General features: G+C 51.6%; 18 protein-coding genes and 4 pseudogenes. All 22 read right to left on the reverse strand.

Annotated elements, in window-relative coordinates:
• Positions 1-382: pseudogene (locus tag ACLTXB_RS13215) on the reverse strand (bifunctional 4-hydroxy-2-oxoglutarate aldolase/2-dehydro-3-deoxy-phosphogluconate aldolase); the annotation flags it as partial.
• Positions 383-452: 70 nt separating this feature from the next.
• Complete coding sequence (locus tag ACLTXB_RS13220; protein WP_428227332.1) at positions 453-1,874, reverse strand: MATE family efflux transporter; 1,422 nt, start codon at positions 1,872-1,874, stop codon at positions 453-455.
• 157 nt (positions 1,875-2,031) lie between these two features.
• On the reverse strand, positions 2,032-3,456 hold the full coding sequence (locus tag ACLTXB_RS13225; protein ID WP_154041776.1) for an amidohydrolase family protein: 1,425 nt from the start codon (positions 3,454-3,456) through the stop codon (positions 2,032-2,034).
• A 30-nt stretch (positions 3,457-3,486) separates the two neighbouring features.
• On the reverse strand, positions 3,487-5,019 hold the full coding sequence (locus ACLTXB_RS13230) for a Na+/H+ antiporter NhaC family protein (protein WP_148337853.1): 1,533 nt from the start codon (positions 5,017-5,019) through the stop codon (positions 3,487-3,489).
• Between the two features lie 176 nt (positions 5,020-5,195).
• The gene (hydA, locus tag ACLTXB_RS13235) at positions 5,196-6,602 is read right to left on the reverse strand and encodes a dihydropyrimidinase (RefSeq protein ID WP_154041779.1); all 1,407 of its coding nucleotides are present in this window, start codon (positions 6,600-6,602) and stop codon (positions 5,196-5,198) included.
• An 11-nt stretch (positions 6,603-6,613) separates the two neighbouring features.
• The gene (locus ACLTXB_RS13240; RefSeq protein ID WP_154041781.1) at positions 6,614-7,360 is read right to left on the reverse strand and encodes an aspartate/glutamate racemase family protein; all 747 of its coding nucleotides are present in this window, start codon (positions 7,358-7,360) and stop codon (positions 6,614-6,616) included.
• Entirely contained in the window at positions 7,357-8,538 is a 1,182-nt protein-coding gene (locus ACLTXB_RS13245) for a Zn-dependent hydrolase (RefSeq protein WP_428227333.1), read from the reverse strand. The genes ACLTXB_RS13240 and ACLTXB_RS13245 overlap by 4 nt, the downstream gene beginning before the upstream one ends.
• Positions 8,535-9,716 (reverse strand): pyridoxal phosphate-dependent aminotransferase, encoded by a 1,182-nt coding sequence (locus ACLTXB_RS13250; protein ID WP_428227334.1) that lies wholly within the window; start codon positions 9,714-9,716, stop codon positions 8,535-8,537. The genes ACLTXB_RS13245 and ACLTXB_RS13250 overlap by 4 nt, the downstream gene beginning before the upstream one ends.
• Positions 9,713-10,387 (reverse strand): hypothetical protein, encoded by a 675-nt coding sequence (locus tag ACLTXB_RS13255; RefSeq protein WP_349148378.1) that lies wholly within the window; start codon positions 10,385-10,387, stop codon positions 9,713-9,715. The genes ACLTXB_RS13250 and ACLTXB_RS13255 overlap by 4 nt, the downstream gene beginning before the upstream one ends.
• 200 nt (positions 10,388-10,587) lie before the next feature.
• Entirely contained in the window at positions 10,588-11,388 is an 801-nt protein-coding gene (locus ACLTXB_RS13260; protein ID WP_154041788.1) for a helix-turn-helix domain-containing protein, read from the reverse strand.
• Between the two features lie 840 nt (positions 11,389-12,228).
• Positions 12,229-12,489 carry a helix-turn-helix domain-containing protein gene (locus ACLTXB_RS13265; RefSeq protein ID WP_428227335.1) on the reverse strand — a complete coding sequence of 87 codons (261 nt, stop codon included), beginning with the start codon at positions 12,487-12,489 and terminating at the stop codon, positions 12,229-12,231.
• A 15-nt stretch (positions 12,490-12,504) separates the two neighbouring features.
• A pseudogene (locus tag ACLTXB_RS13270) lies at positions 12,505-14,270 on the reverse strand (type IV secretory system conjugative DNA transfer family protein).
• Positions 14,267-14,845: a DUF3991 and toprim domain-containing protein gene (locus ACLTXB_RS13275; protein WP_428227336.1), complete on the reverse strand. Its 579-nt coding sequence runs from the start codon at positions 14,843-14,845 to the stop codon at positions 14,267-14,269. The pseudogene ACLTXB_RS13270 and the gene ACLTXB_RS13275 overlap by 4 nt, the downstream one beginning before the upstream one ends.
• Positions 14,846-14,853: 8 nt before the next feature.
• Positions 14,854-15,462: pseudogene (locus ACLTXB_RS13280) on the reverse strand (IS256 family transposase); the annotation flags it as partial.
• Positions 15,463-16,015: 553 nt separating this feature from the next.
• Positions 16,016-16,783 (reverse strand): DUF3226 domain-containing protein, encoded by a 768-nt coding sequence (locus ACLTXB_RS13285; protein ID WP_428227337.1) that lies wholly within the window; start codon positions 16,781-16,783, stop codon positions 16,016-16,018.
• On the reverse strand, positions 16,780-17,826 hold the full coding sequence (locus ACLTXB_RS13290; protein WP_428227338.1) for an AAA family ATPase: 1,047 nt from the start codon (positions 17,824-17,826) through the stop codon (positions 16,780-16,782). Before ACLTXB_RS13290 ends, ACLTXB_RS13285 begins: the two co-directional genes overlap by 4 nt.
• 260 nt (positions 17,827-18,086) lie before the next feature.
• A complete protein-coding gene (locus tag ACLTXB_RS13295; RefSeq protein ID WP_428227339.1) occupies positions 18,087-18,656 on the reverse strand; it encodes a KilA-N domain-containing protein in 570 nt (189 codons plus the stop codon).
• A gap of 53 nt (positions 18,657-18,709) precedes the next feature.
• Positions 18,710-19,060 carry a recombinase family protein gene (locus tag ACLTXB_RS13300; protein ID WP_428227340.1) on the reverse strand — a complete coding sequence of 117 codons (351 nt, stop codon included), beginning with the start codon at positions 19,058-19,060 and terminating at the stop codon, positions 18,710-18,712.
• A gap of 423 nt (positions 19,061-19,483) precedes the next feature.
• A pseudogene (locus tag ACLTXB_RS13305) lies at positions 19,484-20,233 on the reverse strand (metallophosphoesterase family protein).
• Positions 20,234-20,260: 27 nt separating this feature from the next.
• Complete coding sequence (locus tag ACLTXB_RS13310; RefSeq protein WP_333847277.1) at positions 20,261-21,889, reverse strand: recombinase family protein; 1,629 nt, start codon at positions 21,887-21,889, stop codon at positions 20,261-20,263.
• On the reverse strand, positions 21,834-22,685 hold the full coding sequence (locus ACLTXB_RS13315; RefSeq protein ID WP_347296309.1) for a recombinase family protein: 852 nt from the start codon (positions 22,683-22,685) through the stop codon (positions 21,834-21,836). The genes ACLTXB_RS13310 and ACLTXB_RS13315 overlap by 56 nt, the downstream gene beginning before the upstream one ends.
• Positions 22,682-24,241: a recombinase family protein gene (locus ACLTXB_RS13320; RefSeq protein WP_428227341.1), complete on the reverse strand. Its 1,560-nt coding sequence runs from the start codon at positions 24,239-24,241 to the stop codon at positions 22,682-22,684. The genes ACLTXB_RS13315 and ACLTXB_RS13320 overlap by 4 nt, the downstream gene beginning before the upstream one ends.
• Positions 24,242-24,247: the final 6 nt, after the last annotated feature.

Below are 24,247 nucleotides of genomic sequence, written 5' to 3' on the forward strand. Positions count from 1 at the left end.
CCACGTCCAGACCCATGCTCATGGCCTGCTCCATCTCGCCGGGGGTGGCGGTGCCGGGCATCATGACCACGCCCTTGTCCAGGACATAGCGGGTGATCTCGGGGTTGAAGCCGGGGCTGACGATAAACTGGGAACCGGCGGCAATGGCCCGGTCGGCCTGCTCCTTGGTGAGCACGGTACCAGCGCCCACCAGCATGTCGGGCACTTCGGCCACAATGCGGCGGATGGCCTCCTCAGCGGCGGCGGTGCGGAAGGTGACCTCGGCGGCAGGCAGGCCGCCCTTTACCAGAGCCTTGGCCAGGGGCACGGCTTTGTCCGCGTCGTCAATGGCGATGACGGGGATGATGCCAATTTTAAATATTTGTTCTGAGATCTGCATCATATTTAACGTCTCCTTTTTGATGTTTCTAAACATGAAATCTATCACAAATTACAATATACAGGTAAAGCGATCAACTTTTGGTGGTCGGTTTTCCTGATACCAGGGCCGCACGTCGAGGCCAGTTGATTTTGCAGACAAAAAACTGGCACAGGACACCTCGCAGCATAAGATCCGCAACCATGGCAATCCAGATGGCGGCAAGGCCCAAACCGCACCGAACAAGGAGTATGGGACCAAGCGGCAGCCGTACTGCCCACACCCCCACCAGCACGATCAGAAATGGCGTGCGGCTGTCCCCAGCCCCTCGAAGCACACCGCCCAGAACAATAGAAAGGCCGTACAGGGGTTCCGAAACGGCAACAATGCGCAGCATATCGGCAGCCAGAGCAATCACCTCTGGATCAGAGGAGAAGAGTCCGGCCAAAGGCTCTGCGCAGAAAAACAGGAATATCCCGGCCAGGAGTCCGGAGCACAGCCCAATTCGTCCGGAGAGCACTCCATATCTTCGGGCCAACACCGGTTGATTGCCGCCAATCGCCTGCCCCACTGCCGCGGTGGCCGCAAAGGAGACCCCCTGCGCTGGCAAGTAGCTGATCGCCTCTGCCGTTACCGCAACGTGGTTGGCTGCCAGAGCAATATTCCCCAAACCGGCAACCATGTGGGTTACAATCAGCTGTCCGCAGCTGAAGCAGGCCCGCTCCAAAAACACAGGAATCCCCAGTGCCAGTGCCCGCCGTACCACAGACTTTTGGGGACGAAACAACACAACCGCTGTCATCTGCAACGGTCCTTTCCGCAGCGCCATAAACAGCGCCATAGAAATTCCCATGAGCCCTCCCGACAAGGCAGTCCCTACGGCTGCCCCGGTCACGCCAAGCCCAGCTCCCCAGATGGACAAGGAGCAACCCAGAATGACGACCTGCCTTGATGGAAATATTAGCAAATAATTCAAGCAGATATTAAGAAGGTTGGTCCCAGCATTAAACAGCAGAGGCGTTCTGGTATCCCCCGAACATCGGAGCACGGCAGACAGCACAGCCAGCAGAGCTTGCAGCGGCAGGCCCATGGCATAAAACCAAAGGTAGGCTCTGGCATTCGACAAAATCGTTGGTTCACCTCCCAGCCACAGAGGAATAAACCAAGACAAAGGGAGCATGCAAACAGCTGCCCCCGTCCCCATCAGCAGAGCCCCGCTGGCTGCTTGATGCACCGCAGTTCTGGCACGGAACAAATCCTGCCCCCCCAGCGCGTGGGCGACCTGCACGGAGTAACCAACTCCTGCAGCAGCAAACAGTCCCATTAAAAGAAAGCACACCGAGGAGTTGATGGCTACCGATGCGGTGGCACCAGCTCCCAAAGAGCCCACCATGGCAGTATCCACATAATTGGCGGCAGTAAGCAGAAGCTGCTCCAAAATCGCTGGCCAGGACAGATGAAGCAATGTAACAATAGGAACGGCGCTTTGGTTGAGCTGCGTGGAAGGTTCATACATGGTGTTGTCACCTCTGGGACCCGTGCTCCGCAAAGGAAAGCCGGGAAAGTGGGAACTGTACTGTACGGAATAAAAACCTGCTGTGTCAAGGGGCCCGGGGACATCTGCCCCGGGCCCCCGACAGGAGAGAAAGAAAGGAATGATCTCATAAAAATGCTTACAGTTTATCTTCCCGCATAAAGTGGGCATTGGTACCATTGATGGCAAAGAACTCTTCTGCGGCCCGCTCGCCGATGGTGTCTGGGTACTGGGGGATGGCGGCCAGATACTCTTTTTCATCTACATAGGTAAATGTACCGTCCTGCATAATCACCTTGCCGTCCACCGCAACCAGAGAAACCTCAGGCCCCCGGGCACTGTAAACCAGGTTTGGTACCATATTGCGCATAGGATAGGTATATACCGGCAGCATGGAAGGACAGTTGAGATCAATGGCAATGAAATCAGCCCGCTTCCCCGACTCTAAAGAACCCACGGTATCGCCCAAGCCAACAGCCTTAGCCCCCTCAATGGTGGCCATACGCAGAGCCTTCCAAGCAGGCATGACCTCAGGATTCTGATACTTGATCTTGTTGAAGAGGCACACGTTTTTCATCTCATTGATGATATTATGGCAGTTGTTGCCGGGAGCCTGATCAGAACCCAAAGCCACCATACCACCCGCCTCCTGGAAGGCCACGCTGGGGCAGACAATTCCATCAATGATTCCAATAGAGCCGGGATTGACGATCATGGAGGCCCCGCGTTTGGCAATAAGGGCAGCCTCCTCATCTGTGCAGTCAGTAAGATGAACGGCAATGAGGGATTCATCCAAATAGCCCAGTTCATCCAAGAAGGCGGTGGGCCGCTTGCCATAACGCTGAACGATCTGATAGGTCTCTCGGTCCCCCTGCTGCACATGCATGTGGATTTTGGTTCCCCTGTCTTTGACCGCCTTTTGGATGCGCAGCAGCATCTCTGGGCTGACAAAGTCAGCGCCTTGGGGCCCAAACAGGATCTTGATCCGACCGCCCGCCTTGTTGTTCCACTGGTCATACAGGGCAATGTTTCGATTCAGGCTCTCTTCGCCCATGGTGTCATCAAACTCATAGAGCTCGCCGGGTTGATAGACCCGCCGTTTGGCCGCCCGGATGGTCTGGGCAATGTTGCCTCGTGCCCCCACCTTGTCGATGAACGCACACACGTTTTCCATCTTAAATTCATAGTCGCCCAGCGTAGTGGTGCCCGCCCGGATGGCCTCCAGAATGGCCACCCGGCTGCCCGCATCTCGCTCCTCATCGTTGACCACGTTATCAAAAGGCTGAAGACCGAACATCATCCAACTATTGGTGTCCTGGGCCAGGCCCCGCATGATGTTGCATGCCGTGTGCATGTGGCCGTCAATAAAGCCGGGCAGCACCATGTGATGATCCAGGGTGATGGTTTCCTCAGCGGTATATTCCACTAAAATTCTGGACCGGTCGCCCACCTCCAGAATCTTACCTCCATCCACAGCCATGGCGGCGTCACCGTGATAACCCACGCCAGCCCCTTCCATGGTATAGAAATGGGGCGCCACCACAATGGTATCAATCTTTTTCATAAAAAGCCTCCTGTTCCAATGGTGAAGCAGTTAGTGCACTTTCTCCGGGTAACGCAGCTTGGTAAGCTGGGTCAGCGCAAACAGAACCACTACCAGAATAACAGCGGTAACCACAATGCTCAAGATATATTGTCCCGTCAGGCCGCCGAAAAGGAATCCCAGGAACGCCGAAATACCAACTGTGATTCCGTAGGGCAGCTGGGTCATGACGTGGACCACATGGTTGCAGGAGGCGCCGGTGGAGGAGAGGACGGTGGTATCGGAGATGGGGGAGCACTGGTCGCCGAACAGACCGCCGCCGATGACCGCGCCAACCACAAACGGAATGGAAATATCAAAGGCAACGGCCATGGGGAAGGCGATGGGCATCATAATGGACCACACACCCCAGGAGGAGCCGGTTGAAAAGGAAATGAGCGCGCCAAACAGGAACACAAGGGCAGGAACCAGGCCGGGAGTCAGGTAGTTCTCTACAATGTGGATCAGGAACTCGCTGGTGCCCATGCCTTTGACGATGGAACCCAGAGACCAGGCACACACCAGGATGAAGGGGACGGAAATGAGCTCGGCCATGCCGTTGACAAAGGTGTCAAAGGCCTTGGTCACACTGAACAGCTTGGTGCTCACACCCATAATACCGGCGCCCACCGCGCCGCCCATAAAGGCGATGCAGATGGCCAGAGTAATGTTCGCGTTGCGGAAGCACTCCACCAGCCCATTGTTGACCAGATCGCCGGACCAGAAAATGGTGGCAAAGAGGGAACCAAACAGGAAGAGGATGGGGATGATAAAGTTCCACATGGTAAGCTTATAGCCCTGGGGCAGCTCATTTTTCACCTCAGGTACCAGGGGCTGGATCCCGTCGCCCAGCAGCTTGCCGGTCTCCCGAGCCCGCTTTTCTTCCTTGTACATCGGCCCGAAGTTCAAACCGAAGGCGGCGACGATCAAAACGGTGATCATGGCAAACACGCCGTACAGGTTAAAGGGGAGCATATTCAGCCAGATGCCCCACTCGCTGCCCTCAATGCCAGCAGCCAGCAGTTCTGCGGCAATCAGGCCGGTGATGAAGGGGCCGTAGCTGCTGATAGGAGAAAGAGCGGCCAGGTTGCAACCCATGGAGTCCAGGATATAAGCCAGCTTTGCTCGGGAGATACGCACCATATCGGTCACGGGCCGCATAATGGTACCCAGCATAAGGCAGGGCTCCGTGTAGCTGAAAATGAAGGCGCTCAGGCAGGTGACTACCTGGCCCTTTTTGGCGGTATTGATAACTTTTGTCACCTTGGTGGCAAATGCCTCCGCGGCGCCAGTGGTGCGCAGCATGGCGATCATGCCGCCGGAGAGGGTGACCAGAACGATCAAAGACGCGTTTCCGCTGAGAGAAGGGATCACATAGTCCGAGATAATTTTAACAAAGCCAACCAGAGGATTAAATCCGTTCATCATGGTGGAGCCTAGCCAAACTGCGATAAACAAAGAGAAAATCGTCTGCTTGGTCCACAGGGCCAATCCGATGGCTACGATGGGGGGGATAAGACACAACACACCATATGTGGTATCCATACAAGAAGCCTCCTGTCATATAATACTCTTGGTTTTTCTTTCATGGAATCACTGCTTCCGCAGATACAGTCCCGCTAAAGCCCAGGACCCATACCTCCTCACTTCTTTTTTGACTCTTTTCACCTCTCTCCAATGTACGCTGCTTGGGCGGGGCAGCCTGCTGCAGGTACACTGGATCAGTTCCGGTTTTCGTAACCGGAGGCATACATGCTGGCGGGAATAAACTGTCCCTGGCCGTAGCGGCCCACAAACTTGGCGTTTTCCACTACCACCTGTCCCCGCAGCAGAACGGTCTCCACCCGGCCGGACTGGCGGCGACCCTCATAAAGGTTGTAGTCCACGCCGTTGGGGTTGTCCGCCAGGCGGATCACGCCCTCATAGCTGGGATCAAAGATCACAATGTCTGCGTCGGAACCTACCGCCAACGTACCCTTTCGGGGGTAAATGCCGTTGATCTTGGCTGGCTGAGTAGCGATGACGTCTACAAATTTCTGACGGCTCAGCTTGCCGGTACATACGCCTTCGGTCCATACCACGTGCAGGCGATCACCGGCGCCGGGGGAGCCGTTGGGGATCTGCGTGAAATCGTCCCGCCCCGCCTGCTTGAGCTCTGCTACGTCGATGCCGCAGTGGTCAGAGGAGACCGCCGTCAGCAGTCCGCCGGCCAGGGCCTGCCACAGGGCCTCACAGTCCTCCTGATCCCGCAAGGCAGGGGAGCAGACAAACTTGGCCGCTTCGTTGAAGTCGGGGTTATCCAGGACCTCCTTGGTGGTGGTTAGATAATGAGTACAGGTCTCACCAGAAACTCGCTGGCCAGTTCCCTTCGCCTTTTGCAGTTCGGCAATGGCCTCCCTGCAGGTCATATGGGCAATGTATAGAGGTGTATCGGTCTGGCCAGCCAGGTAGATCGCCCGACGCACTGCCTCCGCCTCGGTAAAGGGCGGGCGGGAGACGTAGTGGTAATGGGGGGTCAGCTGTCCCTTCTTTACGCACTCGCTGCGCAGGAAATTCAGGATCTCACCATTTTCTGCGTGAACAAAGACGGTGGCGCCCACCTGGCGGCTTTTCTCCAGAATGCGGAAGAAAGTTCCGTCATCCACGTGGAGGGGTGAACCATTGTAAGCCATAAAGATCTTGATGCTAGAGATTCCCCACCTGGGAAAGTCCTCGATTTCGTCAAAGATGCTGTCCATAATATACGTTACCATGGCATGAAGGGCAAAGTCTACACAGGCTTTGTCCTTTGCCCGCACATTAATTCGGTAATCAATGGAATCCAGCAGTCCCCGGTCCGGATCTTGAGGCGCAAAATCCACAATGGTGGTAGTTCCGCCTACAATGGCAGAGTCAGTGGTCTCATACCCTGCGGTGTCCCGATCGCCCACGTTGCATAGGGCGGAAAAGTGGGTGTGCTGGTCTACGCCGCCCGGAAACACATATTTCCTCTGGGCGTCGATCACAAGATCCGCCGCTTCGTCTAAGTGGGTCCCCATGGCGCGGATTACCTCATCCTCCACCAGGATATCCCCCACAAACTCCTGTTCCGCGGTTACAATGGTGCCTCCTTTGATCAAGGTGCGCATACAGTCATCTCCTAAAACATCAAATCTTGTTGGGTAAACATGGGAAAGCCCACGATTTTCTTCGGCTCCGGGAATCCCCAGGTGGATACCTTGCTGGTATGCAGTCTCATATCCACCATAGCTTCCGCAAATTTGACCGCGGGCATAACTCCGTCCAGTACAGGAACGCCCAACTGAGCAGACAAGTCCTGGACAAAGTCCACAAAACCGGCGCATCCCAGCAGGATGCATTCTGCTCCGTCCTGCTGTACGGCCAGCCCCCCCTGGTGTGCCAGAGCCTCCAGCCCCTTCTGGGGATTCCGGCCAAATTCCAGCACGCTCAGACCGGTGGAGCGGATAGAACGGCAGAATTTTTCCGCTCCGTAGTTGGCCACCACATCCTCCGTCACCTTGCGGGAGCGGTCCAGCACCGATACGATAGAGAAATAGGGGGCAATGAATTTTGCCGCTGTGATGGCCGACTCGCAGATCCCCAGCACCGGCTTAGAGGTGACCTCCCGTGCAGCCTGGAGCCCGGGGTCCCCGAAGCAGGCAATGATAAAAGCGTCAGCTCCTTCCTCCCGGTCTCCCCGGATCACCTCTTTCAGAACCCCGGGAACAGCCAAATGCTCATCCACATAGCACTCGATACTGTCCGGTCCGGACGCCGGGCTGACGGCCCAAACCTGGGTATCGCTGCGGGCTACCCGGCGGGCTAGATTCTCTACACTGTCGGTCATGGATTGTGTCGTATTGGGGTTAATAATCTTGATTTTCACAGATCTCCCTCCTCTTGATCCAATGCTTGAACCATTTCCATCAGCAGCTGGGCACCCCGGTACAGGTCCTCAGGCGCACTGTACTCACGAATAGAGTGGCTGATTCCATCTTTGCTGGGAATGAACAGGAGCATAGAGGGCACGGTTTGTCCCCAATTCATCAGATCATGACCAGCGCCGCTGAACATGTTGAGGAAGTGGATGCCGCGGCCACGGCAGAGCCTCTCACTCAGCTCCATCAGCTTCGGGCTGCACTGGGTAGGCTCCTGACGGATATACGCTTCCCCTGTCAGATCCGCATGCTCTTCCAGCACGGAAGCGATCACCTGATCCATGGGCTCCATGGTCGGGTTGCGCAGCTCCACAATAAACTCCACCTTGCCAGGAATCACATTGACCGCTCCCGGAAACACCTGGAGCGTGCCCACGGTACAAACCATATCCGGCGAAGCGGCTCTAGCCCGATCCATAAGCTTGGTAATGATCCGGCAGGCGCTTACCAGGGCATCATCCCGCAGATGCATGGGTGTACTGCCTGCATGGTTGGCACAGCCGGAAACCGTCATGCGGTAGCGCACGATACCTACAATGCCGCCTGCCAGGCCGATTTGCGCCCCCTCCGCCTCCAGAAGTCCCCCTTGCTCAATGTGCAGCTCCAAATAGCACTGATATTGGGTCAGATCCCGGCGGCAGGCGTTGACCTCTTCCATGGTAAGACCGTGAAGGACCAGATTGGGCCGCATGGCCCCGTCGATTTCTCCGCCGGTGAAGGCTTTACTGCCAAAGGTACCGCCAATGACATTGCCCTCCTCCTCGGTGAAGGCGACCACCTGAATGGGATGTCGATTTTGATAGCCCATTTCCCGAAGGCGCTGCACACATTCGATCCCCGCCAATACGCCGTAGGTTCCGTCATAGATGCCGCCGCCAGGTACGGTGTCGATGTGGGAGCCAATGCAGATTGTTTTCCCTTTGCCCGGCAGCTCGCCGACCAGATTGCCTACGGGATCAATCGACGTCTGGAGTCCCGCCTGCTCCATACACCGCTGCACATAGGTCCGTCCTTCGTCATAGGCTGGAGTATAAGGCAGCCGGGTGGTCCCTTCCCCCGGCATAAAGCCGATCTGCCCCAACTGGGTCAGGCGGCGGGAAAGACGGGAACCATTGATATCGTTCATGCCGGATCCTCCCCGGCCATGTGGGAGCGGATAAACGCCTCTAAAGCATCCAAACCCTGCTCCAGGCATTCCATCGATGTGGCATAGGACAGGCGGATGTACCCTTCGCCAAAGTCTCCAAAAGCGGTGCCCGGTACCACAACCACCTGCTTTTCTTCCAGCAGCTTCATAGCAAATTCCTCACAGGGCATGCCCAGGCGGCTGATGTTGATAAACGCATAGAAGGTTCCGGCAGGAGTATGACAGGACAGCCCTGGAATTTCAGCGATCCGCTGCATCACATAGTCCCTGCGCAGACGGTACTGCTCCACCATATACTTCAGGTGATCTTGAGATCCCTCCAACGCTTCAATGGCAGCAACCTGGCATGGAGTAGCCGCACAGGCACTGACATTTTCCTGCAGCTTGATCATATTTCGGATCAGTTCCTCCGGTCCAGCGGCGTAGCCAATACGCCAGCCGGTCATAGCATACGTTTTGGAAAGGCTGTCAATGACCAACGTGCGCTCCTTCATTCCGGGCAGGGTGGCAAATCCAGTGTATGTCCTCCCGTCAAAGAGGATATGCTTATATACCTCGTCTGCTAGCACCACCAGGTCCCGCTCCTGAGCCAGTTTTGCCAGCTGGGACAGTGTCTCAGCACTGGCTACGGCTCCCGTGGGATTGCAGGGGCTGTTTAAAATGATCGCCTTTGTCTTGCTGGTGATGGCCTCGGCAACAGCGGATACATCCAAATCAAACCCCCGCTGTGCATCAGTTTTCACGGATACCGGCACGCCGCCGCACATCCGGATCTGCTGAATGTAATTGGTCCAGCAGGGCTCATTGACGATGACCTCATCTCCTGGGTTCAGCAGCACCTTCAGGGCTAAAAACAATGCTCCCATAGCTCCGGGCGTTACTACGATCTGGCTCGCCGGATCGTAGGACAACCCTTCTGTACGCGCAAGATAACGGGCGATAGCCTGGCGCAGAGCCAGCAGGCCCGCATTTTCGGAATATTTGGTCTTGCCTTCTCGGATGGCCCGGCACCCGGCCTCCACCACATTTGCCGAGGCGGTAAAATCCGGTTCTCCCAGCGTGAAGCTGAGCACACGGTCATATTCCAGCGCCTTATTAAACATTTTCCGGATCTTGGAGGGCTGGATCTGCTGGGTGTTGTCTGAAATCTGAATCATACAAGTGACTCCTTTCTGCTCTGATTTTTCCGTTCCCTGAGTTTTAGAATGGTCATCAATATACCAAACACCAGGGAAAGGACTGCGGCAAATACAATGCGATACTCTTGGGGAAGAAGAAAACCAACGGTATTGATGGGAATCCAAAACAGTGGAATGGTTTTAAACAGGGTAAAATCCACCAGCTCGCCCCAGTCCACCGAGTCCACTGCCTGGCGCGGCGTAATATGGCGTCCCTCCAGAAAGCGGATCTCGCCATAATTTCCACACACCCGCATCAGGGCGGAGTGGATGGGGGCAAAAAACAGATTGTTGGTACAGCTGGTAAAAAAGGCTAGCGCCAAAGCATTTCCATATCCGGGAAGCAGCCCAGCCGCCATGGCTTGCTGCGTACCCTGGCTGAACACGCTGAAGGCCAGGGTAACAAAAAGGCCTCCTACTCCCCAGCTTACACTTTTGAACCATGTGGCCCGGTTGATCTGCCAGTGTCCCTCCAGCATCCGCCCGGAGAGCAGTTCTCCCGCCGTAGCATAGACGGAAAATTGAATAAATCCGGCCAGATAAGGATACGTTGCATTAAACCAAGCAAAGCCCCCTGTAACACAAAGGAGCACGGTGGCCGCGGCCAGCAGTCCATAGGCAGCCACCCAATAGATATCCCTTCGTTTCATATACATCCCCTAACTTTTGTATCCTAAATATAGCAAAATGGAGCCGGCGTTGAAATTCAGCGCCGGCTCCATCTTATTTAATCCATGTATTATCCAAGGAGATCTTATGTTTCTCTGCATGGGACCGATGTTTCTTTTTATACCACTAAAGGATACTGCAATTCAAACAATTTCAAGCAAGCTTTTTTGCTTCCATTTATTTATAGTGCATCAAAATCAATCTTGTTTGTGGACATTGGGAGGCTTTGGAGCATTTGCACCCGATTCCGTACGTTCATCTTGGTGTAAATACTGTGGAAATGTTTTTTTACCGTATGGATGCTGATATTCATTTTTTGGGCAATGTCTTCATTGGACAGTCCATGTACCGCCAGATCCAACATCTCTCCCTCCCGACTGGTCAGACCGTATTGACGGCACAGCTTCTCATGGTACCCTTTTGCAAAGAAATAACGGGTGTCGCCCTTTTTAGCCTCATATACCAGACGGTATGCAAAGTGCTTGTGCAGCTGCTCCAGTACAAACATATCCCGTTCACTGAATGGAGGCTTGTCTGCCTCACGATACAGCCGCAATAGGCCCACCGGCTCCTCCCGGAAACAGATCGAGAGTCCCACCGAGTGGGTCAGGTGGTTTGGCAAATAAAAGTTCTGGTAAATTCCTTGATTTTTTATCTGCTCCTCCCGAACGGACATGGATTCCCGAAAAGCCCCGCCTTTGCAGGTATACAGGACCCAGCGAAAGGCATCTGAGTTTAAACTCTCCTGTACCCATGCATTCACCGCCTGCTGAGACAGTTGAAACGCTGCGGGTGTCTGAAACTGATAGGCCCCGTCTTCGGTGGTGGAGATCCGGGCAAAAATAGCTGCATCATAAGGAATAAGAAAGGGCAGCCATCGATTCAGCATTTCCTGCTGCATCTCCTCTACTGTATAGATAAAAGAAATATTATACGCAATTTCATTGAGGAGTATCCACTCATTTTCATTTAAAAATGCCATACTGGCACCTCCCTAAACATTTGTATCAAACTATAATGGGAAGATTAAAGCAGTCGATATCACCTGATTTACTGAGAATCCCGTTGCAGTTGAATATCCCACTTTTGCCTCTACACAGATAATCAATATAAACAAGGGATTATACGCACCTTGTTACTCATCACCCCCGTCGTACAACCTAGTTATTGTTGCTTATTTCAGCAGTCCTCCAACAAAAGCCAGTTCTGCACGGTACACTGCCTATTGGGACGGCCAATGTTGTACGGCTCGCATTTCATCAGCCCTCTTCTTCTGGGAAGGCTATAACCACCCATACGAGCTACTCTTTGAAGTGTTACTCCCTTCCATGCTGTTATAAATGTGAACTATTTCCTGGGTTATTTTCACTTCTTTTCAGTTAATGACTTTGCATATCTGCTCCAATTGGAATTACTTCGCCGTCCATAAGAAAAATTCATCACTTTTGATTCACTGTCATGTTGTATCACTCTGAGTTTATTTTATTTATTATACCGTAATATTTCTGAAATCACAGTATAGTTTAAAATAAATCAAAGAAATTTATTGCGCTGTTACTGCCCAAGAGAAGGATCATCTCTATGTGTTATCATGATAGTGATTTCCCTCTACAATATATTTGTTAAAGTCATGAGCCAAGCACCATTACCGTTCCCTGGTAGACCTCTCATTAAAAATACTCTCTGCTTTAAATACTCCGATAGAGTGCTCTCTTCTGGGGCATCCATCATGAACCGCCCCTCGATCCAGCAAACAGGCGCACACTTCCCTTGGCGGGAGTGTGCGCCTATTTCTGTTTTTCCGTCCCATGAGCTATGGCTACTACCGTAGGATGGTATACAAATTGGACGTACTGCTGCCATTTTCCCGATATCTGGACTGTGTTTGTATCCAGCCGGTACGTTCTAACTCCTTCAGGGCCCGCTTGACAGTGGAGCAGGACAGTCCCAAATCTGAGGCAATGGTTTTCACTCCCAGCCAGCAGGAACCAGAGGCGTCGGACCGATCTTTTAGATAGATATAGACTGTTTTACACCGATGAGGCAGATTCTCATCGGCATAGATACTTTGAAAGTAACTCATTAGTACTCACTCCTCCTAAGTTTTCATCCCAGCAGCATTTTTATTTCTTTCTCCCTTCTCAGAGTCAAGAGGCATTACGCCTGACCTTGATTGGGCAAATTCATATCTTTGCATGATACTGTTCATTAGCTCTCTTCTTCCCGCATACCGAACTTGAGCGTTTTCCCGCGGCGGCACTATGTATGGCTCCTCAAAGGTGATCCCCCACTCCAGGAATAACCGTAGACGAGTACGCATGGGGTGGCAGCCAGTTTTCATCACGATAAATTCTCCCTTAGGGAGGGCTTTTAACTCGTCGGGCGTCATCAGCGGCTTTCCAGCCATCTGTAAAGACTGGCTGGGATCATTTTTGCTCTGATTGATGTACCCAGTCTGCACGGTGCGGCTGCCCAAAGACTTGGACAGCGTCTCTGCAGTTTGGCTTCCAGGCGCAAAGCCGCCGAATATGGTGTCCTGGGTGTTGTCCTGGATGATCTCGCTGCCCTCCTTGCCGTAGTTTTTCTCCAGCTGGGCCAGGGACTGGATGATAGGCACCAGGGTTAGCCGTCGGGAGCGGCCGGCTGAGAACAGGGGCAAGATGTCAAAGGGCGGCATGGTGCCCAGTTCATCACAGAAAGCACCACCCGGTTGGGGAGCTTGCCGCCGTAGGCATCTGCCAAGGTAAAGAGCTCTCTGCTAAGATTCTGGATCATAAGCCCCGCCATAAAATTCTTGGTGGGATCTTCTTCGGGCAGAACCAGGAAAATTGCACATTTCTCCTGGGCAAAAGTCTTTGCATCAATGGAGCTGTCAAAGCAGATGATCTGCTCCAGGTCGCTGTCCAGAAAAGCATTGAGCCGGGAGAACAGTGTGGACATGACTGAGGCCATAGCCTGTTCCGAGGTCTTCAGGGCAGAATCAGATAACCAGCGAGCCATATGGTCCTCAGGCAGCTTGCTCATCAGGAGGTGGAACTTTGTTTTCCCTTTTACGGCAGAGGGTTCCATTAGGTCCTGCACCAACTTGAACACAGAGACGATATGCCTTCGGTCGATAGGTTCTTGAGGTGTGGGCGGCAGGTATTCGGACAGCAGAAGAACTACCGAAGCCAGAACTCCCTCCGCCGCCTCATAGAAGTAGTCGGTCTGTCACCCGTTGGCACTATCCCCCTCCGGATTGACTATGGTTTTCGCCAGGAGTTTGGCGTACTTCTCTGCCTTGGCTCTGGCACCCAGATTCTTTGGATCTTGCCGTGCCTGATCCATCCAGTGGTTAATGACGGTGAGCAGATTGTACCCGTCTGACCGACTAGGGTTTCTTAGGTCAATGACCGATACCTTGTAGCCGTAGTACTTTTCTGCGATAGTTCCATAGTTTCGGGCCAGGTCTCCTTTGGTGTCACTGGCAAAAAAGCTCATCCCGCTGGCGCATGCGTATTCCAGATTGGGATAGAGGAAGAAAGCTGTCTTGCCCACGCCAGAGGCGCCGATCATCAGGCAGTGGATATCATCGCTGTCCACCAGGGCAATGACCTGCTTTTTCTTCATCGTGCTGCCCAGAACCAACCCCTGGACCTTGGGACGGTTTTGCCCGCTGCGCCAAGCCTTTACCTGGAAAGGCACATGGGCAAATGTCTCCTGGACCTCCTTGGGCGTAGCCCAGCGGGCGGTACCGTACTGGCCGTCCCCTACGGTCTTGGCCTTAATCCGGTTGAGGGAATACCGCTTGGAGGAGGTGAGAGCTACCAGCAGGAGCAACAACCCACCAACCACCAGCAGGAATATCATCTGTTCTGACATCATACTTGCATCCCCATAGACATAGCCGCCTGTATTTGTTCCTGATTTCTTGCACACAGGGCATCATTCCAGTCCTTGTGCTCCGGGAGGAGCCGGTCTGAGGCGATGTTAAATTGCTCCGCGATCTTCTCCGCCATGCGCAGGCTGCCAGTTTCTCCAGCCTGGTCGTTGTCCAGACAGAGGTATACTTCTTTGGGCGAAGATATCCGCTCCAGCATGGACAGCACGGGGATGGCAGAGGTTCCACAGCAGGCTACATAGCTGTGGGACTGCAAATCCTCCGGGTGCATGGTGATGTAGGAGAGCAGATCAATAGGGGCCTCAAATACAAAGAGCTGTCCATCTGTCCCAATGTGGTGGAAGCTGTACCTGGGATCACTTCCCTCTATGTTCTGGCGGAATGCCTTGCCTACGCTGTTGCAGCTTCGTTTGTGGGCGTGGCGAGGCACCCCCTGTTCGTCCGTACCCAAAAAAACGCAGTTGTGATATTTAGCGTCCTCGAAGAGCGTTTTCGCCTTGGCGAAGTGGGCAACGATGCTAGGCCAGATCTTTCTTCTCATAGAGCTCATGCATCTCATCCTGAAATATCCTCCTTCATACCCTCAGCGGCGCCCAGAACCTCACGATATCCGTCCTCATTGACTGCAATTGCCACAAGAATGGCTACATTTTCAAATTCTCCGCCCCAGTTGCGGCGCAGATAAATCCCATCCACATAGACATACGGATACCGCCCACCTTGCAGAGGACGGTTCCGCCAATCTTCAATGTGGACATACGCTTTCTTATTCAGCTCACTGATGGTGGAGGGAGAGACCTTGCTGCCCCACAGGGCCTCGGTGATGTCCTCCACACGCCGGACGGATACACCTGCCAGGTACATTTCAATAAGAGCCTCTTCCACACTGCTCTCCCGGCGGCGATACCGTTCAATGATGGCAGTTTCAAAGGATATTCCTTTGAGCTTAGGTACCTTGAGAGTGACATTCCCGGAAGTGGTGGTAAGGTTACGGTTGTAGTGGCCGCTGCGGTAGCCCTGGCGCTGCTCGTTACGCTCGTACCGGGCCGCCTGGGTTAGCTTCTCCGCCTCGGCCTCCAGCAGTTCGTTGAGGGTTTCCTCTACGCTTCCGCGTACAAGTTCCTTGAGCTGCCCCTTGATTACTTCCTCGTTTAGCTGTACAATCTTTTCCGACATGGTTTGCTATCTCCTTTCGAATGGTGGTGTCGCGACTTCATTCTACCAGAGATCTGCAAACCATGTCGCTTTTTGTTTTTGCGAAACTTATTCTACATGACCTGCCGAAATCATCCGTTTGGCATCTATGGAATAATCGGTAAATTTTCGAGCAAAAAAAGCCCGGAAACGCTTGATGCCGTAGGCGTTCAGCCTACGGCATCTATAGCGTTTTGATATTCTGTCATGTGTTGATAAAAAAGATGCAGCCCGGAACGGGGCCCCGCACAGTAGGGCGGCGCTTTTGCGCAGTGCGAGCGTTTTGCTGCAGAAGAAAACCTTGGCAGAGAAAGAACCATTTGCCCCGAGCATGTTAAATTCCCCAGGATTCCATAAAAATAACCACACCATTAGGTGTGGTTATTTTTATGTCTTTGCTTAACACTTTAGATGCCGTTGTCTCCACGATATAGCAAGGCATCAAAAGGATGAGACGCATTTAGATTAGCAAAATACGTACAGTTAGCCAAACACCTATTCGTTATTTGATTAATGAATTCTCAACGATGAATAATTATTGGCAAGAGGCTATTGCCGTGGAAATGCAACCATAATGTGTAGCGATCGCTTTAGTTTCTTCCCAAGGACAAGCCATGACTAAACCTTTAAATAATTCAGTAGAGTGGTCTGGGTTAGTAATTGCAATAGCCGCTGAATACTCTGCCTTAGTAATTTGTCGGTTATGTGTCAAATAGTTGCTTAATTTTTCCGAAGCAATCAAATCATGCACATATTTACTGGCTTGTGCAGCGATAAAGCTTTCTTGTGCTCCATGTTCTGCTAAAGCATGCAGTAATACAGTTTCAATTGCACCTTCACTATCAAAAGGAATAACGATAGGCATAATCTGCATCGCAATCTGCTGTCCGTTAGCTGATATCGTATATTTGCAAATTTTATGATTTTCTAATGTGATAGTGTCGGAAAACCAAGTCGCTAGCTCATTGACGACATCATCGTGCTTGCGAGCGTCACAATCCTTGATGATTACGATAGATTCAATCATACTGTGGGGATAACTGGAGTTAATGTGGAGAATATCATTTATAGCATCCTGCATTCGATCCTGACCGCCAACTGCCCATATAGAAGCATAATCACGGGTGTGATTAGCATCACTAGTAATATACTGAACATCTTGAGTGTGATCTTTGGGTTTAATTTTATAATAAGGCCAAGTTTTCTTAAAGTCTTTATCTATTACCCATCCATCAGTTTTATGGAGAAAATAAGCGATAAACCAAAGATCATCTTTGCCCTCACAAAGTATAATAGATCTCATACTCGTAGCTCCATCTCAAACTCGGATCGATCTCTGATGGCCTCTTTACCAGTCCGAACTATAGCCATAGTTTTATGTTCATTTGCTTCTTTTCTTAGAGTAATAATTCGTATATCATCCATAGTCTCAACGCAACAGTTTTCCAATATTGCATCTATGGCTTCGGCGCTGTGAGTAGTTACAAATGCTTGAATATTAAAACGCCTACACGCATTTATGAACCAAGAAAAAATCTCTTGAAAAGCCGATATATTAATGGCATTATCAATTTCGTCGATCAATAAGATTCCATTTTGATTGCCTGCAAGTAAGGCCGTTAATAACACCGCTTTTTGTAGACCAGCACCATAAGAAAATAGAGGCAAGGTGCCAGAAATAGCATTATGGAGATAAATATCTTCACCAACAATACTAATATCTTCTACATTAGGATCAAACGACCGAATGATGTCCAAAATTTCTTTTTTCTGCTCATTTATAATAGAATCAGACAGAAGTTTAATACAACTCCTATAATACGAAACACCAGAATGAAGGTATGTGCCATGAAATAATGGTTCTGATGAAGACTCGAAACTCTCAATAATGCTATTTTTTATATTATGACTGATATATACCGGCTTTTTATCTTCTTGTATAACTTTAATTGTTAACGAAAAAATTTTATCCGATCCACCAGCACTATCGGTTAATTCTCCTATATCTCCACCCGCCTCATATTTATATGATATATTATCTATCACCGTCTCAAAGGCTAAGGAGTAATGGGATTTTCCATCAGTTTCTGTTTCTTTTACAAAAATCGAGGAAAAGTATTCGACCGACTTTGTTTTACGCATTGTGACAGGAGTCCGAAGAAAGGCAACTTGCATTAAAGTACCAATGTTATAGGGTTGAGACATAAGCCTAATTGCTTCTAAGATGCTAGTTTTCCCACTGTTATTGGCTCCAATTAACACGTTGATACGTGAGAGGTGATCAAGATCTAACGCTCTAATCCCTCTAAACATTGAAATGCTTAATTTTGAAATCAATGGTTCCATTTGACACCTCCCACTATCTTCTTCATCCTAGCTATTCTATCCAAGTATAAATCCTATTGAAGAAAAAAACAACAAATATAATAATTTTTCTCTCTACAATGTTATAGTCAAAGGCCTTTCCTGAGCAGATATTTTCCTTCCTCCGAACATGATAAGAAAAATCTAATGTAGCCATAGTTCTTCAATCGATTTGACTGCTGTCCTAAATTTTAACATGCCACTTTATTTTTTGATACATGTGATAATCCCACCGATTGTCTCTATCGTACTGACCGAATCAGCGTCAACTGCTCCTTTGGATCGAGCCACAACCGGAAATCCGCTGCAATTTCCGGATAAGCGCTCACTCCTCCGCCTTTTCCTTGTTTTACATAGAGTCCAACTGCATGAGTCCTTCGTACCCACAAAGTCGGCGTAATGGTAAGCGATGTAGTGTGCCCTTGGTGGATTAGCGCTTCGCAAGCCTGGTCATCGAACTCTGCATTCTGCTCCAATTCCCACTGACGGAGAAACTCCAATGTGTTCCAACTGCGCATCCAGCTTTGGATTACATAACCCGGTGACTCATCAGAATACTGTTTTGCCAATTCCGTTAGCGAAACCATTCCATCATGGGCCAGCATCCGCATATACAGGCTGATAGTCTCATGATAGTCCCTGATTTCTTGCGTGGCCCGTAACCGCTCCTCATTCAGCGTATAATAAAATTTCTCTTTTGCTGCGCTGGCCGCTTCCATATCGATCAATCCTTTTGTCAGAAGTGCGTCAATGGCAGACTCATATTGAAATGCCAGGCGTATGTAGCTCTCACGTAGTTCGTTCTCGTTCATGACCCATTCTCCTTTTTTACCAGTATAACAAGAGAAATGGGGGCTGCATAGTCTCATTTTGTCTCAAAAACTGGAGACCGATACCTGACTGCCTTGCGTGGATGCCCAGCCTTATCGTAATCTATGTTGCAGCGCTGGGCCCTCTCAAACTGTGCGTCCATGTATACCCTAACGCCAACCAATGGGATATATTTTTTATTCGTCAGAAGTTTATCCACGGCCGCCCTGGTCCATTTTGTTTTTCCTGTCGGAGAGAGGATGCCTTTTGCGAAGAGCATATCAACGATTTTTCCTAAGCTGGCTCCGGCGAGATAAGCGTCAAAGATGCTGCGGACCACATCCGCCTTTTCTTCATGTACTGCGATTTCTCCTTCGCTCAAAACATAGCCATACGGAAGTTTCATAGCTGCCTCACTTTCTTAAACATCAATAAAAGCAGGTTTGAAGGAGCGTCTAACTCTTCAAACCTGCTTGCCTATCTCATATATGTAATTGTGCCCAGTTATCAGAATTAATTTTTGGTTGGTTTTACCAACAAAAAGCAAAACCTGCGTATAACTATGGTTACACGCAGGTTTTGTCTACTTTGTCATGTGTTGATAAAAAAGATACATTCGCAAAGCATTGCGCCACAAGGCTTTGCGGCATTTCTATGAAAATTTTTCAAAAATCCAAGTCTGACTTCCGAACCCCCGACCAATGATTAAAGGGGATGACCTATTTCTTTATATGTATTATAACAGGCAATGCTTTTTTAGTCAATGGCTCTTATTAAAAAGCCAATTAAAGTAAAAGGAAACGGGTGATGTGTCATCACCCGTTTCCTTTTACTTCAACCGTATGATCTGCTCGTACAGTAACACGTATTTTTTTCGGATTATCTTATTTCCATGATAGTGGCCAAAGAAGTGATACTTGAACCGGCACCGCTGGCCGATCTCCTCCAGAAAGTCAGTGAGGGCATCTGGTTTGGACAGTGGTCCCAGCAGATCGTTCTGGATGCTGGTGGGACCGCAGTGGGTGAGGATGTAGTCCACCGTCCACCCGGCCCGGTCGAGATTGGCCCTGGCCTCGGCATACTCCGCTTCATTGGGCAACTCCTCCCGCCACCAGGAGCGGTGGTTGACCCGGAAAGCTGCGCCCTGGGCGTTGAGCTGCTGGAACCGCCGCAGGAAGTCCGGCGCGTCCGGCTCCAGGATGCCGTCCTGGATATCGTGGCTGCTGGCGCCGCCCATCGCAAAGAACATCCTCCCGCCCAGATCGAACACCTGCCCACGCTCCAGCATCAGCACTGAGGGTCGGATCGTTCACACCCTGCCGCCGTGCCACTCCGCCTGGGGGTAGGCAGCCAAGGCGTCATAGTTTTCATGGTTGCCGGACACGAAGGCCGTGGTGAATGGCCTGGAATCCAGGAAGTTCAAGCCTGCGTCATCTCGGCTGTCGCCGTACCACACGCCGCCGAAGTCCCCGGCAATCAGGATGACATCTTCTTTGGTTAGTCTCTCTTGCTCATAAAAGCTCTCAGGCCGAAAATGGCTAAAGTCTCCGTGGGTATCTCCTGTGATGTAAAGTTCCATTCTATTTGTCTCCTTTTTCTAATTATATCACAGTTTTTTCTCCAGTTCCGCCCCTGGATACCGAAAGCGGATTCGGATGGTCTCAGCGTCCACCACTGTGATCCGTTCCACCGCCATGCGTACTTGTTCATCGCTGTACTGTTGGTTGACCTCCAGTTTCGCCATCCACTCCCGCAGTTCCGCCATCCGGGATTCCTGGGCTGCATTGTGGGTCTCACTCTGTTCCGCATCTGCAATCCGCTCCTGGAGGGCCTGTTTTTCGTCCATCATTGCCTTGAGCCGGGCATTGAGGATCTCATCATCCATGTGTTCCAGCACCTGATCCAGCAGCAGTGCTTGTTGGTCGGTGATGTCCTTCAGTTTCTGACGCAGATCGATGAGACTGACTCCACCAACGGTATTGCCTCCCCAGGCCATTGCAGTGAATGTCAGCATATCCTCCTTCACTTCCGTTCCAGCCTGGACAAACTCGTTGATGGCCTCCTGGATGGCCTGATGCAGTTTTTCTTCGTCCAGCGTGGGGGAGTTATGGCAGTATTTCGTTCCAAATTCCAGCCGGGAGATGCACCGCCAAACGATCCGCTTTTTCCCGTTTCTGGCCCAGGTCACCCGCTTATAGGGTGTTCCGCACTCCCCGCACACCAGCAGTTCAGAAAGTGCATACTTAGCGGAGTATTTTCCCAACTCCGTTTTACCGGTTTTTTGCATCACTTTCCGCTTACTGGAACGGCGGGCCATCTCCTCCTGTACCCGGTAAAACATTTCTCTGGGGATGATGGCAGGGTGATTATTTCTTACATAGCTCTGTCCCCGTTCTCCGTTGTTCTTTTTCACCCGCTTACTGATGCAGTCGGTGGTGAAGGTCTTACCCAGCATGGCATCCCCGATGTACCGCTCATTGGTGAGGATGTTGCGGATCACCTGATACGACCATCGCTGGATGGCCTGGGCAGTGGGGACCCGATCTGCCTCCAACTCCTGCTGGATCTGGGACAGACTGCATCCATCCAGGTACCTCCGATAGATGCGCCGCACCGTCTCTGCCTCCTGCGGGTCAATCTCCGGCTTTCCATCTGGACCCTTCCGGTAACCCAGCAGTTTCTTATACTGGAAGGGCACCTTACCTGCCTTTTTACTCTCCTCTTTGCCCCAGATGATATTTTTGCTGAGAGACTCACTCTCTGCCTGGGCGAAACCACTGAACAGGGTGATGAGGAATTCGCTGGACTCGGTGAGGGTGTTGATGTTCTCTTTTTCAAAGATGACCCCAATGCCGTTGGCTTTCAGCATCCGCACCGTCTCCAGACAGTCCACTGTATTTCGTGCGAAGCGGGATAGGGACTTGGTAAGGATGGTGTCGATCTTTCCTTTTTTACAGGCGGCTATCATCTTATTGAAGTTTTCCCGCTTTTTCATGCTGGTTCCCGAGAGTCCTTTGTCAGCAAAGATGCCGGCCAGCTCCCAGTCTGGATTCTCCTCGATTTTCTGGGTGTAGTAGGCTTTCTGTGCCTCGTAGCTGGTGATCTGCTCCTCGCTGTCAGTGGATACCCGGCAGTAGGCTGCCACCCTCTGGTGCTTCTGTGCCCCCTTCAGCGGAGCGTTAACATTTTTCGTTGCCGGTATGATCCGTACCTGCCTCTGTGCTGTCTGTTCCATGTTCTGTCCTTTCCCGGTGTTCCTGTTGGAAGGTGACTTTCACCGTATTTTCTTCCGATATGTTGATATGAGAAACCGCCAGCCGGATGTGCTCCCAGCACACATCCAGCGGGCGGTTTATATGTTCCTGCGTGTCAGGGCAGCAGGCATACCTCGCTGCAGCCCCTTGTAAGATCAGGGAGATGACTTCCTGGGGATCGTCAGGGTGCTCCAGTCCCCGGTTGATCGCATTGGTCAGGCGAATGACCTCTCCAGAAGGCTGATAGGAAGTCTGCTCCGGCCTATCCCATTCTTCCATTTGGTGTATGACTTCCTCCAACAGGATCTCGTCCTGTATGGTGATGCTGATGCCGCAGTGAGCACACTTCAAGTACAACGTGTCTTTCCTGTGGTTCTTGCCACCCATTCGGTACAGCGTGGAGCCGCAGGAGCCACAGTGTAGGCGATCCGACAGCTTGAGAATCTGGCGTTCCGCTTTTGGTGTCTGTTTCGCTGTTTTCTCCTGGATGCGGCTTTGGACGCATTGAAATGTCTCCGTGTCCAGAATACCTGGGTAGCCGTTCTGCCCTGTGTAGCGGGGGTTCTCCAAGAGACGCTTTACTTTGTGCTTATCCCATACTGGTACTTCTTTGCTGAACGGAATGTGTTCCTGATTCAGCAGGTCGGCCAGTTTCTGATAGGACAGGCCCTCTAGATAAAGGGAAGCTACACGAGCCACCACAGCAGCCTCTGCTTTTACCACCGTCAGCTCCCCATTTTGGATCTGGTATCCGTAAAGCAGTTTCCGCTTGCTCATCGTTTTGCCCTCCTAACTTCCTCCGTCAGCTCCACGCCACCCCAGAGCCGGAATCGGATGCAGGTCTGCGACTCTGCAATGATCCGTTCCACCAATTCTTCGAACAAACTTTCATCAAAGGTATCCAGCTGTTCCGGCCCGAATTTTATGGTGTCCGCCGTCTGATGCAGCCTGCTGATGGCGTCCTCAATATCGTCATGCTCCAGCAGGCGGCGGCGTTCTCTCCGAAGCTGGGTGAGCTTTGTCTGGATGGAACTCAGCTTGGCAGCACAGGCATCTGCATCCAGCAACCCTGCGGTTTGCAGTTTGCTAATGTTATGGCTCTGCTCGGCAACCTGGGCGATAGCTTGGTTGATCTCCAGCATAGCAGGGTTCTCCCGCTGCAGGGCGCGCTCCAGGTCGTCCAGTTGGGTCAGGGCCGGTTTTAGGACGATGTCTGCGTTGGCCCTGATTTTGTTATACATCCGCATAAAGGCGGCGTATATTTCCGTTTCGGGTATCCGGCCCACTGGACAATCTGCTGCACTTTCATCATGCTTGCGACAGACCCAGGAGATCAGCCCCTTCCCGGTCGTTCGCCGCATAAGTGCCGTTCCGCATACTCCGCAGGCCATCTTACCCCTCAGCGGTGAATCCTGCTTGTCTAATTGCCGTTTCCGCGTCCGGCGTTCCTTCAGCTTTTGAACCCGCTCAAAGGTATCCGTATTTATGATGGCTGGGTGTGAGTTCTCAATATAATATTGATCGACCTCTCCGTGATTTCTTTTCACAGCAAATGGAAACTGATTTGTAGTATATCGTTTTAAAGTAAACGTATCACCCTTATATTTTTCATTATCCAAAATCAGTTGCACACTTCTTGGATTCCACACCGCATTTCCCTCGGTCGTTAAAATACCTCGTTCCGTCAGCGATTTGGCAATCTCTCGGGTGCTGATTCCATCCAGATAGCTGGCAAATATCCACCGCACAATGTCTGCTTCTGATTCTTTTATCCTTAGCCCACAGCCATCCACGAGTTCATAACCGAATGGTGGGTTCGTTGTAACAAAATCGCCGGCAGCCATCATTCTTCGCCAAGCGATTTTTAGATTTTGAGAGATGGAGATGGACTCCTGCTGGGCCAGAGCGCCAGAGACGCTCACCATCAATTCGCTGGTGAGCGTCCCGGTGTCGATATTCTCTTTTTCAAAGTAGACGGTCACACCCAGGGCGGACAGCTCTCTCAGGGCTGCGAGACAGTCCTTGGTGTTTCGGGCGAAGCGGGAGATGGATTTGCACAGCACCCGATCGACCTTTCCCTTGCGGCAGTCGGCCAGCAGGCGTTGAAAGTCCTCCCGTTTATCCATCCGGGTCCCGGTCAGGCCCTCATCCGCATACACATCCACCAGCTCCCAATCTGTATGGGCGCCGATCTGCTCCGTGTACGCCTTGATCTGGGTGGCGTAGGAGTGGAGCTGGTCACTGGAATCGGAGCTGACGCGGCAGTACGCAGCTACCCGCAGGGCCTCCGGGTTTGCCGCCTTGGGCGGGATATAGGTCACGTTCGCTGCCATCGTCTC

Source organism: Flintibacter sp., assembly GCF_046973065.1.